Origin of the sequence: Salinilacihabitans rarus, from assembly GCF_024296665.1 — an archaeon.
GTDB classification, from domain to species: domain Archaea; phylum Halobacteriota; class Halobacteria; order Halobacteriales; family Natrialbaceae; genus Salinilacihabitans; species Salinilacihabitans rarus.
On the sequence record NZ_CP100762.1, the window covers coordinates 3,278,952 to 3,290,358 of the forward strand.

Consider the following 11,407-nt stretch of genomic DNA (forward strand, 5'->3'; position numbering starts at 1 on the left):
TGCTTGGTTAGTGATCATTTCGCTAGTGGTAGCTCAATTGCAATTCTCATCTAATTTCGCAACCGCCCGTTCGAACGTGTGATCTTCGAGTAATTTCGCTCGTTCCGCATTCGACTCGATCATCTGCTTACGGCTTTTAGTATTGATTCGGAATTCTTTTGCGCCGACTTCTTCGAAAGTTGCATAGAACACCTCGTCTTTGTCAACAATGTATCCAGCAAACAGGTCGACTTGACCTGCCTCATACCGATCTGTGAAGATTCGATATTTCCATGGTTTGCGGTTGTTCTGATTCGCTTTCTTGACTTGGACTCGGAGCAGCTCGTCGTCCTTGTCTGCAACGAGGTCGTACTTATACTGGCCGTGCGTATATGAGACTCGACACCCGTTACGAATCAAGTCCGTCGCAACGGCGAATTCGGCTAATTCGCCATCGAGGTGGCCTTCATTCCGACTCATAATCCAGTTCGCGCCCACATTCCCAATTATGTATTGGTTGGGAAGATCACCTTCTGAAGAGCATTTGGAAGTCCGGTCGGATTCAGGTTATTCCTGTGTGATAGTGACGAAGTTCAGGACGAACTCCTGCGGAAGGACTCCACCATGGTAGAAGCGAGCGTCGGGCAGTCCCTGATTGCGGAAGCGCTGAATCGGGTCGGCGAGTGCACTGATCTTCGTATCTTCATCGAGATAGCCCAGGTGAGCATTCTCGTCGAGTAGGACGCCAGGTGCGTCTTCGTCGATGTTCTCGCCGGCGACCCAGCGCCGTGTGACTTTCTCAGCCTCGTCCGGCGGGTGGATGTCGTCGATGTCGACGGTCTTCGGGAGCGAGACGAAGCCATGGTCAGCGAGGATGTACGCGCGGTCCCACTCGCCCTGCTCGAGCTTCTCGCAGATGATGTCTGAGATTGTCTCGATACGATCGCTGAACAGCGCCTCGAAGTCAGTCAGTTCCTCCTCACCGGCCTTGTCGAGGTCGTTCCAGTAGTAGGCGACGCGGGTGTTGGACCAGCCTGATTCGTCGTCCTCGCTCTGCATGATGTAGCTCCAGCCGTCGTCCTTCAGCAACTTCTCGCGCTGGTAGTTGCTGATCGTGCGGCCGTTTCGCTCGGGCACGAGTTCGCCGTCGTCCAGTTCGATGTTGAAGCTGAACTTGCTGCCCGGCGTGAGTGCCGCCTTTCCGAACTCGGTGTCAGAGGGAAGCGTCCCGACCCAGGCGTTCTCGTCAACTTCGAGGCCCGGAAGCTCGTGCCGAACAGCTTCTGCCAGTTCGTGTGCGAGGTCGAAGCGCAACGCGTCGACGATGAAGAGCGCGACGCTCTGACCGCTCTGGAGGTGTTCCTTCTCCTGATCGAAGAACTGGTGGGCGTAGCTTTCACCGACGAACGGCGATCCCGCTTCGATCTGATCGATGACGAGATCGCCGAGGTCACTGAGGTACTCGAGGTAGCGTGACTCTGTTAGCGATATGCGCAGGTCGTCGAGTGTCGCCGTTGCGGGATGCTCTTCGGGGAGGTCACGTTCTGGTTCGCCAGAGATAATGAGGTTGAAGACGGCGTTGTCGATCTGCCAGGTTCCGTCCTCGACGTCGCCATAGAGATCGACGACGTCGGTCGTATCACCGCGTTCCTCCCACGTCTCAAGTTCCTGGGCGAGATTAGCAACTTCAACGGCCTGCTCCCAGACGTGCGTCCACGGAACGTCGCCATAGGTCATTTCGAGACGCTGGTGGCGCTTGGATGCACGACCCGCGCACGTCTCGTACTCGCCGGCGTGGAACGACTGCGCCCACTCGTCCCAGAGCTCGTGTTCGAGCGAGGCGTCAACGGGACAGTCGGCGAGTTCCCACGGGTCGTCGTAGGTACGCAGAATGTCGTGCCAGAAGCGGGCATCAGGGTCGAGATAGACGTGTGCCAGCTCTTCGGCACGCTCGGAATCGACCTTGCTCAGCAGCGACTGGAGTTCAGGCCGGGAAATACCGAGTCCTGAGCTTGGTTCGGGCTGGTACTCAGCGTCGAGGTGTGACTTCTCGAGGCCTTCTTCCACGAGCCACTCTGCAACTGCCCAGCGGCGGGTGCGCGTTACGAGTACGTTCTCATCGGTCACGCCTTCGACGGCGGTGATGCCCTCATCGACCAGCAGGTCACGAATCTCCAGAAAGTCGTCCCGTTCCTCGTCGTCATCGGGATTCGGGAGATTCTCGGCGCCGTGTTCGAGGACGAACTGGACGGGATCGTCGTGGCCGTCGAGGACAATTTTCGTCTTAAGTCCCTGAAGCGTTGGAAGGCCACCGTCGCCGTTGAGTTCTTGGAAGAGCGTCTTCGCGACTTGTTCCCGGTCTTCGCCGTCAGCTTCCTCGTAGGCCGTACGGATCGAGGCTGCCTGCAAACGATCCTTCTCGAAGCAGCGTGCCGCGAGTTTTCCGATATGTTGTTCGACAACTCCACCAGTGTTCTCGACGTCCTTGAACCAGTCTACATCGTCGCTGCGCGCCTGCGGTACGTACCAGACGGTTCGATCACGGGGTGCGTCGGCGCGTAGCTCGAGTGGCGTCTGTTCGGCCGCGTGGAACGCACACCCCAGCGATTGGCTCACGCTCTCGACGATGTCGCGCAGGTAGCCACCGTCGTCCCACCAGAGGATGACTGGGTCCTCGTCGGGCGCCTCGTTGATAGCGGTCTGGATAGCGTCTTCAGCGCACTGTGGGAGGGTCTTCGTCGCGGGCATGGTTACAGGACGTCGTCGTCAACAGTCTTCGGAACGATTTCGGCATCGGCAAGCGGCGTGATGTTGATTTCGACGCCGTACTTGTGATTCGGCTGGTAGCCAGCAGTGGTGATTTCCGATAGCGCGCGGTCGGCCCAGTCGGACGGGATTTCTGACGAGACCTCCTCACAGTCCTCAGAAATGGACTCACCGAGTTCGATATACTCATCTAAGTCACTCGCAAGCTGGGAGATCAGCCGCTGTCGCCGTGAGATGCCGGCATCATCGAGCCGGGCCTGATCGGCCTTTTCGAAGTTGTCGAAGTAGTATGTCATGTAGAGGATGCCATTACTCGCGAAGTGCGAACTCCCGAGGAGGTCGTCAGTGTAGTAGTCAAACAAATCGTACAGGTGTGCTTCCACGGGCTGATCTGAGTCTGCCGCGTACGCTTCGAATGCAGCCTCGAGGTCTTCCAGCGCGTCGAACCATTCCTCACGCTTGTTCTCGACCTTCTCGTAGAAATTCCCGGTGAACAGTTCACCCATATCCACATCCTCCATCGCAGCGAGTTCATCGACAATCTCGAGACGTTCTTCGGTTCGACGGCGGAACTCGGAAACACGCTCGGCAGCTGCGTCAGTGGCCTGTTGCTCGTCGGCCGACCACTGACGGGGCTCGGGCTGTGCCAACTCGGCGAGTCGTTCTTCGAACACCGCGATCTGTTCGAGCCCACTCTCACACCGGGCGTACTCCTCGGCAGCCTCAGCCTGCTCGCTCGCGGAGAGTGAATCATCGCTCCGGCGACGATTCGCGGCGCTTCGACGCTCGCGCAGGAGATTCTTCCGCGGTTCGAGATAGCGGTTCTGTAAGCGGTCGAATACGCTTTCATCCAGTTGGTGGTAGTCCACGAGACAGCCGAACCCTTCGCCTTCTGGGTCTGAGACGAGTCGCTCGGTCGTGAACCGCCAAAGGATGGGTGTGCGGTCGAACTTCTGAACGTGGTAGTCAAAGAGATCCTCCTCCAGCCACTTTCTAAGGTTGGGATAGGCTTCCTCAGTAGCGCTCTCGTTCCCAAGTACGTCGTCGACCTCGGCAATGCGGTCGTCGGCGTACTCGCCCCAGATACGCTCAAACTCTGCCTCGATGAGGGTCAGGAGATCGTCCTTGCCCTCGACGGCGGAGAGGGGGATAATGCCGTCGTCAGATTCCTGGACTGCACGAAGGGTGAAATGCAGTACAAGATTCTTCACTTGTTCAGGGAACCCATCGGGTCTATCCGGTACTGCTTCTGGATTCGGTACTTCGCGGTCGCTAGGTTTCTCGACAGTTCGGAGCCAAATTTCTTGTTGGATTTGATCCCGAGTTTCATCATCAATTCCCAACGTCTCACACACTCTTTGGTCGATTTCGTCTGCAAGTGCTTGGATACGCTGTCTACGAATGAGGTCGGTCTTTTCGGATTTCCGGCAGACTTCGATCAGGGTATCTTCCTTATTACCGGTCTCAAACAGGCTTTCCGCACTCTTCGATGTATCCCGCGTGTGCTGATGGTTCGGATAGAAGAATCCAGACACGGCAGATTCCGGGAGGAGTTTTGGGCCAACGTAGTAGGGACTCTGCATTTCATGCGTTCGTCTTTCCAAGAATAGAGCATGCTGTTGCTTGGCTTTCTCCGCTATCTGTTTGTTTTCCTCTAACTCTCGGAACCACGGGAGCATACCGATATACCCAGACTCCCACTTCCGTCCGGGAGTGAGACACAGAGCAAGGCTGTGGAAGAGGTCGGTATTCAATGCCCCTAATAACAACCAAGTAGAAAGGTCCTCATTCGGGAACAGCATATTACTCGCGTGACCGAAGTACCCGCCGCTGGGATAATGACCAAAGCGTCGCCCGGTGCGCTTGATATATGCCCAAGTTAGCCCTTCTCGGGTCTGATAGCTCATATTTCGAAGGACTGAGCTGGATGACCGAGCGACATGACTTCCCTCGTCTTCCCAGTTAATGACTTCATCAATCTGTGGCCGGACCCAAACATCTCCACCCGCGTTGGTGAACGGTCTAAAGTGTGGCTCGTTGACTTCCCAGTGCTTGCGGAGGAATCGTGCGTTGTTTCCAGTCTGCATTCCGACCTTTACATCACCGATTCCCTGGCCCTCAATATCCGGGACTGACGGGTCTATTTTCAGCTCTGTGTCATGGAGGCTTCTGATTTTCGAGGGCAACGAGTAGCAGATCGATGAACCCGGAACCGATTCGAATTCGCTCATTTCTATCGAGAAGTATCTCTTTATATCAGTGTCATCACTGCCGAAACTGGATCGAAGATACGTGAGCTCTTTCTCTGACTTATCAACATCATGAAGGCGGATGAAGGTCCCAGTATCATCCTGTTGGGCATTCTTACGGACAACCGTTCCTGCTGTTGCGACGGTTGCATTGTCCAATATCTCGTACCCATATTCCGCAAGGAAATCGAATCCCCCTCGGTCCCCGATGAAATCAGCACGGAACGGCTCGAATGTCTGACTGAAAAGGAACGAACGGGGGACCAACATACCTACACGTCCTGCGTCTTTAGCCAACCGTTCACAGGCTTCAAAGAAATTGATGTAGTATTGTGGTTTATACAAATAATGATCCTCTACATAGTCTCGAACAGCTTTCGGCATTCGACCCCGCGACCCATAAGGCGGGTTCATCAGGGCCGTATCGTACTCCTGTGTCAGCACCACTAATAGATGCAGGAAACTCCGGAGGTTCTGCTCACCAAACGAATCGCTCGTCTGATCCTCTACTGCCCGCCGAAGCGCTTTCAGGAAGGAATGCAGCGACTGGTGGGCCCCCCCGTTGTAGTCGCTGAGTTCCGCTTGCGTCTTACTGGAATCGAACGCTTCTTCCAGCGTCCCATTTACATCTAGCAGGCTCCCGAGCGCCTCGGTGTGCTGGAACGTCTCGATCACGTCGTCCAACGCCTCCCGAAGATCGCTCCCCTCACCGGTGATCTCGTCCAGCACGTCGGTAGCTTCCTCAACCTCGGCAACGCGAGCGTCTGCACAGACGATCCCGACGTTCGGCATCTCGAACTGCCCGTCTTCTGCTTCAGTACGAGTTCGAGCTTTGAGATAGAGATTGAATGCCGAGAGCTGGCAGGAGCGCAGGTCGATGTCGATACCGTAAAGGTTGTGCTCCAGAACCTTCGAGGGAATCTCTGCTCGATCAAGATCAGTTTCGGCCCACCAGATACGCTCCAAAATGTCGAAGGCGTATAGTAGGAAGTGTCCGCTGCCACACGCGGGATCAATGACACGCAGTTCTCGTGGATGGTCGAATTCCGGGGCGTCGCCGGATTCCTCGTCTGGGATGAGGTACGTGCAGAGTTCCGGAACGCTGGGAGCGTCCGCCGGCGTGGCCAGGCGTTCTTTTCGCTCCTCAGGAGAGAGGGCTTCAGGTTCCGGGATAGTATCCTCTTGGTCGGTTGCTTCAAGGTAGAGTTTCCCAAGTGAGTTATCTGCGAGCATGCGAACGACCCAGTGAGGCGTGTAGAACTGGTTCGCCGGACCGACGTCCTCCGGTTCAAGTTTGTTCTTGGCATCCAACGCCTCGACGACTGGACGGTTGTAATATTCGTAGACCCAGCCGAGGACATCGTCGGCCCGCCAGACCTCGTCGGGAATCTCGTCGAGCATTCCGCAAAGTTCCTCGAAGGTATCGTCGTCCGGGTCAATCTGGCTGTAGGCCGAGTCCCGGTTGAAGAGAATCTCTATCTCCTCAGCCAATCGGTCACAAGCGTCGTGATATGCTTGGATAATTGCTTCGTCCTCAAGCAGGAACTCCTCGTGAACGAGAGTCTCAGCAGCGGGTGTCAGACCGTTGTCTTTGAAGACGGTGACCTCCTCATCGATGAAGTCCCGTACCTCCATGCAGCGAAGCGCAGCAAGACGATTGACGATCGTGTAGCCGACGCCAGTTACGTACTGTTCGAACGCCTCGTCCCAGGTGTGACCATCGACTCCTTCGAGGTCAATAGCTTCAGCGAGTTTCTGAGTGTCCTCATCGAGATCGTCAAAGTCCTCTGGTTCGTCATCGAGTCCTTTCTGCGTGAGTTGAAATTCGACGTTATCCTCGACGCGCTCACGTAGGTCCTCGACGACATCCTCGAGATGTTCGCGTTCTTCTTTGTCCAGTTGGGCCTTCCGTTGGGAGAGAGAATCGCTTGCCATGGGAGGTAATTGTGTATACCATGTCCGAATCACACTACCCTCTTTAATGTTGTCGAGTGGTAATGAGCTCAGCCCGCTAAAACTAAGTCGACTTCTCGGAATGGTCCTCCAATTCGGCATCGTCTGCCAACCGATCTGCGACCTCTTCCTCAGAAAGACTGTGATCAGGGTCAGCAGGAGCCAGCCTAGCCTCACCAGTGAGACGTTCTTTGGCCTCCTCGGTGGTCTCTATCTCCTCGTAGATGGATTCATCCAGCTTTTCGTACCACTTGCTGGTTACCTCGGGCATATCCTCATTGAGGTTCCGTCGCCGCTTGGCCAGTTCCCGATAGCGCGACCGCATTTGTTCGAGACCGACCTCTTTCCTGGCCAATTCCAACTTGATGAAGTCGCGATAATCGTCGAAAAGCCGATGATACGCGTTTGCTGCACGGTAATAGTTCTCGGCTGTGTCACCAGGATCTGCCATCCTCCGATAACCGGAGATGATAGCCGTGGTGATCGCCAGACTAACTAGAATAATCTGGGGCGTCGAATCCCAGATGAGAGCGACCGTTAGCAACCCTGCGACGCCGAAAACGAACCAATCGAGACGGCGGTCTAACTTCGCATACCAATCTGCGCCAACGTAGTAGGCTTTGAACGTCCACAAGACGCTATCTGCTTCGTTAGCTACGCGTTCGCGCAGCCGTTCGTGTGCCTCGTAGTCGAAATCGTCGTCTGTCATAGAGAGATAACCGCCTACTTGAAGCCGTCGCCGTAGACTTCGCGATATTTCTCTTTGGCTTCCTGGGTTTTGCCTTCCTTTTTGAGCCATTCCGCTTCCTCGATCTTCTCGCTAGCCTGATACGCCTTTTTGGCGGCTTTCTTCTTTTCTTCCGTACTCATTCCCTTATCAATCTGCTCGCGATAGACTGGTTCTCGAGTCTCGTCGTTGACGTACCGTGGGAGGTTCCGGAAGAAGTTGCTCATGTGCTCGTGAGTAGAAGCACTAGCAGGAGCATCGTTTTGGAAGTATTTGTAGGCCATCATCACCATGTGGTAGGAACTCACCAGCTTACCGTTCTCCTCGTTCCACTTCTTCGCGGAGACTGCAACACGCTGGAGGTTGCCGCCGTTATTCTCGTCGACTGCGTCGTACATCGATTGGAACTTACGGGGGTTCGTTCCGACCCACGAGCTTCCTCCGTACGTATCGGGAATAGCGTAACCGTTGTTGGGATCATCTGCACCCATCGGTTGAATCGGGATCTCCATGCCCCCGATGGTAACGGGATCTGTGGGGTTCTCCGCGTTGTGAACGTCGCTATACCGGAACGCAGGGGCGACTTCGACAGTGAAATCACTGAACTTCACCGCTACCACGTTTCGATCGATATGGACGTCCTGGTTGGGATACTTCTTCTCCAGTCGCCGCTTCACAGCTCGTAGAGCATTCTGGGGCCCGTTCTGGCTAGTAGCCCATCGACCGTGCTCATCGGCGTCGAGGACGACCAAGACATCGACGTCGGAGTCCTCCTCTAGCGGACCGGTCATCGTACCCTGCATCACCGAGCCGTAGATGTGATCCTCCTCGATCGCCAGACCTTCGTCTTTCAGATTGTCAACGACGTTTTCACGCCGTTCCTGCATATCTTTGGCCTGCCTATCGGTTATCTGAGCGTCTTCGGCGTAGTCCTGATGGGACTCCTCGATCTTCTGCTCGGCCTCCCGTCGAGAATCTTCTCCGTCGGAGGACGCCTGATCATCACTAGGAGGTGATCGACTACCTCCACCAGAGCCACCCTGATACTCGCCGACAGTTCGAGTGTTACCCATGGGCCATCACCTCGCCGGGAGATGCCGCGAAAGATCCTAATGTCGATTGACCGGCACCGAGTACAGGTTCAGTCTCCTCTCGCCACTGGATATACTGTTTTTGCGCGGTATGGATCGGAACGTCTCGTAATTCTGCTTTCCTGATCCATCGTTGACCTGCCGCCGCGACAACTTCCGGTGGCATCCGGGCCAGACCGTCTTTCGCCTGAAGCCCGATGAGCAATAGCCCATCAACGCCGAGCTCGTTAACGACCTCTCGAACGTCCTCGTTGAGTTTGTTGATGCCATTGCCCATTTTGCCGCCGAAGTATTGGGCTCCATAGTATGCGCAGTACGGGAGGTCGAGATCGCGAAGTGTGTCGTAACAAATCGCTCTCTCTTCGGGCGTGAATCCCTTCACGAGCGGAAGAATCTGTATCGGTGTGGGTCGAAGCTTATCGTGCATCCATCGAGTCCCGTCCATCATCTTCTTGATGTTCGCTACGCGGTCGGACTTCTCCATATCTCCGTAGACCGGATAGTCGGTGGGAATGTGGAAGTCGGGACCGAAGGCCTGTACGGCGTTTCGTTCGCGACTCCAGCGGAGTTCCTCGAGGTCGTCATCGTGAATTACACCACTGGTGATGACGGAGAATTCTGCGGGAAAGTACGTAGTTCGGACTTCCCCACGATGGCGTAGAAGCGCCTCTACGTCTGTGATCTTCATCATCACAGTATCTTCGCTCGGAAAGGCTGTCATGAACTCTTCGTGAGCCTGCTGAGCCTGGATACGGCGAATAAGGCCTCGAGGCCAGTCTGTGCTGTCTCGGAATCCCTGGTGGTTTTCGTTGGGGATCATTTCGTGCTTGCACCTGAAAGCAGATGACGCTAGTTCATACAGGATACATGTCTATAAACGCTTCGCTGGTTAACCCGAGGATCGAACAAAATATGTTCTAAGACATCCGGGATGGATCCAATCGCTTTAGAAGAACCCCACCTAACTGAATACCAAGAGGCACAACAGCGTATGGGGAAAACAGTCCATCTAATTCCAGTGGGATTCGACTTTCAGCGGCTCGTTCAGCCGATCGCGCGAGGAACGCTCGAGGCGGATGAAGTCCACTTGCTTCATTCATCACGAGAAGCAAGTGCTGAAGAGGCTCAGCAACTCGCGGAACGAATGGTTGACCGTCTAGAGGAAACCTTTGGGACTCTACTCGGCAAGGAGGTCGAACGACACTCGATTGGAGATATTTTCGAATTCAAAGATGCATATCCGATGGCGTATGAAATGATTCAGTCACATATCGACGAAGGAAATGACGTCTGGGTAAATATCTCTTCGATGCCGCGTACGGTCGCTTTTGCCTTCGCTAGCGCTGCCAATTCCCTCGTCGTCGAGAAACCAGAACTCCGTGATAGAGTTCACACGTACTATGTTTCGCCCGAAGAATATCTCGTTACCCAGATGATCGAGGAATTACGAAAGGAGCGTGATTTCCTCGAAGACCTCAAAAGCGAAGATCCACAGGCGGAAGAGCGTTATGAGCGTATCAGTGATTTAGTCGAAGACATTGATCAAAGCGGTGTCACCAAAGGGGCGAAACAAATGAACGGGGGGCTCCATGTTGAATTCCCGACCGTACCTTCTGCCGATCTACACGATTTCGAAAAAACGATATTACACTTCCTATATGATGCCGGTGAAGTGGAGTCTACTTCGGAATTAGCTCGGGAACTAGCAGACCACTTGGACGAAGAGGTCGACGGTGACTCCTTCAAAAGCAAAGTTCAGTACAATGTTCAAAAGCTCGAAGAGAAGGGGCTAGTCAATCGAACACGAGTTGGTAATCGAACTAAGACAGAGCTCGGAACTATGGGTGAACTCTGGGTCGAAACGCATCCTCGTTGATTGAAGAACGTCGCCACTAGCCTCAACCCTTGAACATCACTTTAACATCCACTCAAAAATCATCTAAAGTATGGTTCTCTGTATTTTCTCGGTCACCATCAGAAAACTCGCTTAACGTGAGGTCGAAATCACTCGAATGTAGTCGCTCGTTGAGGTTGCTAGGCTGAAAAGAGGACTCGAAGACACTTGCAGATTTCTGTAGATCGACAGATCGTAGCTCTCCATTCTCCTGATAGCTCCCTACTGTCGAGTTCCACAGTACGTAATGACCCTCCAATTCCGGTGGTACCGTGCCCTGTCTTTTCCAGTATTCGAACATAGCAGGCCGGAATGTGTGATAGCTTACTATCTCTACGTTCCGTCGTAGATCACCTGGTTCTCGAATAAATAGCCAGTTCACTCCATCCGTAGCGATTCCAAATACGGACCGCGTAGCCCGGTGATTAAGGTATTCACGTAGATCACTGACTGCCTTCTTATAATGGTTGAACGACTTACATTCACCAAGAACTGGTTCCGACGTATTCTGAAGTAAGAAATCGGCCTGTCCGTTATGCCCTTGTAGATAGGCTTCTGTGATATAGTCATACTCGAGTGCATCGAGGAGTGGCCATACTAGATTCTCTGACACAAAACGTTCTGGAGACTGCCTCAAGTCGCGTTGCTTGATTTTGTCCTTGCGCCCTACTAGAAAGGGTTTCACTTGATCTGGAACTCGATTCGCCATCTCCTCACAAAATGTTTTAATAACTCTGGCAATTTGGTC

7 protein-coding genes are annotated in these 11,407 nt (G+C 54.2%); 1 reads left to right on the plus strand and 6 read right to left on the minus strand.

Annotated features, from left to right (window positions below; all coding sequences use genetic code 11):
- Positions 1-33: 33 nt before the first annotated feature.
- From NKG98_RS17275 to NKG98_RS17300, 6 genes are all read right to left on the minus strand, one after another.
- Positions 34-459, minus strand: a complete 426-nt coding sequence (locus NKG98_RS17275) for a group I intron-associated PD-(D/E)XK endonuclease (RefSeq protein WP_254767371.1) — start codon at positions 457-459, stop codon at positions 34-36.
- 87 nt (positions 460-546) lie between these two features.
- Positions 547-2,727, minus strand: a complete 2,181-nt coding sequence (gene pglZ, locus NKG98_RS17280) for a BREX-5 system phosphatase PglZ (RefSeq protein ID WP_254767372.1) — start codon at positions 2,725-2,727, stop codon at positions 547-549.
- A 2-nt stretch (positions 2,728-2,729) separates the two neighbouring features.
- A complete protein-coding gene (gene pglX, locus NKG98_RS17285) occupies positions 2,730-6,929 on the minus strand; it encodes a BREX-5 system adenine-specific DNA-methyltransferase PglX (protein ID WP_254767373.1) in 4,200 nt (1,399 codons plus the stop codon).
- A gap of 82 nt (positions 6,930-7,011) precedes the next feature.
- Positions 7,012-7,656, minus strand: coding sequence for an SLATT domain-containing protein (locus NKG98_RS17290; RefSeq protein WP_254767374.1), 645 nt, complete (start codon positions 7,654-7,656; stop codon positions 7,012-7,014).
- Positions 7,657-7,670: 14 nt separating this feature from the next.
- Positions 7,671-8,747: a CBASS oligonucleotide cyclase gene (locus tag NKG98_RS17295; RefSeq protein ID WP_254767375.1), complete on the minus strand. Its 1,077-nt coding sequence runs from the start codon at positions 8,745-8,747 to the stop codon at positions 7,671-7,673.
- Positions 8,740-9,456 carry a hypothetical protein gene (locus NKG98_RS17300; RefSeq protein ID WP_254767376.1) on the minus strand — a complete coding sequence of 239 codons (717 nt, stop codon included), beginning with the start codon at positions 9,454-9,456 and terminating at the stop codon, positions 8,740-8,742. Before NKG98_RS17300 ends, NKG98_RS17295 begins: the two co-directional genes overlap by 8 nt.
- Positions 9,457-9,696: 240 nt before the next feature.
- Here NKG98_RS17300 and NKG98_RS17305 point away from each other — a divergent pair, with 240 nt between their 5' ends.
- Entirely contained in the window at positions 9,697-10,641 is a 945-nt protein-coding gene (locus NKG98_RS17305) for an HFX_2341 family transcriptional regulator domain-containing protein (RefSeq protein ID WP_254767377.1), read from the plus strand.
- Positions 10,642-11,407: the final 766 nt, after the last annotated feature.

What these genes read in the sequence shown, in the direction of transcription:
- NKG98_RS17275 (WP_254767371.1), bottom strand. Translation starts at nt 459, where the DNA reads ATGAGTCGGAATGAAGGCCACCTCGATGGCGAATTAGCCGAATTCGCC.
- pglZ (WP_254767372.1), bottom strand. Translation starts at nt 2,727, where the DNA reads ATGCCCGCGACGAAGACCCTCCCACAGTGCGCTGAAGACGCTATCCAG.
- pglX (WP_254767373.1), bottom strand. Translation starts at nt 6,929, where the DNA reads ATGGCAAGCGATTCTCTCTCCCAACGGAAGGCCCAACTGGACAAAGAA.
- NKG98_RS17290 (WP_254767374.1), bottom strand. Translation starts at nt 7,656, where the DNA reads ATGACAGACGACGATTTCGACTACGAGGCACACGAACGGCTGCGCGAA.
- NKG98_RS17295 (WP_254767375.1), bottom strand. Translation starts at nt 8,747, where the DNA reads ATGGGTAACACTCGAACTGTCGGCGAGTATCAGGGTGGCTCTGGTGGA.
- NKG98_RS17300 (WP_254767376.1), bottom strand. Translation starts at nt 9,456, where the DNA reads ATGATGAAGATCACAGACGTAGAGGCGCTTCTACGCCATCGTGGGGAA.
- NKG98_RS17305 (WP_254767377.1), top strand. Translation starts at nt 9,697, where the DNA reads ATGGATCCAATCGCTTTAGAAGAACCCCACCTAACTGAATACCAAGAG.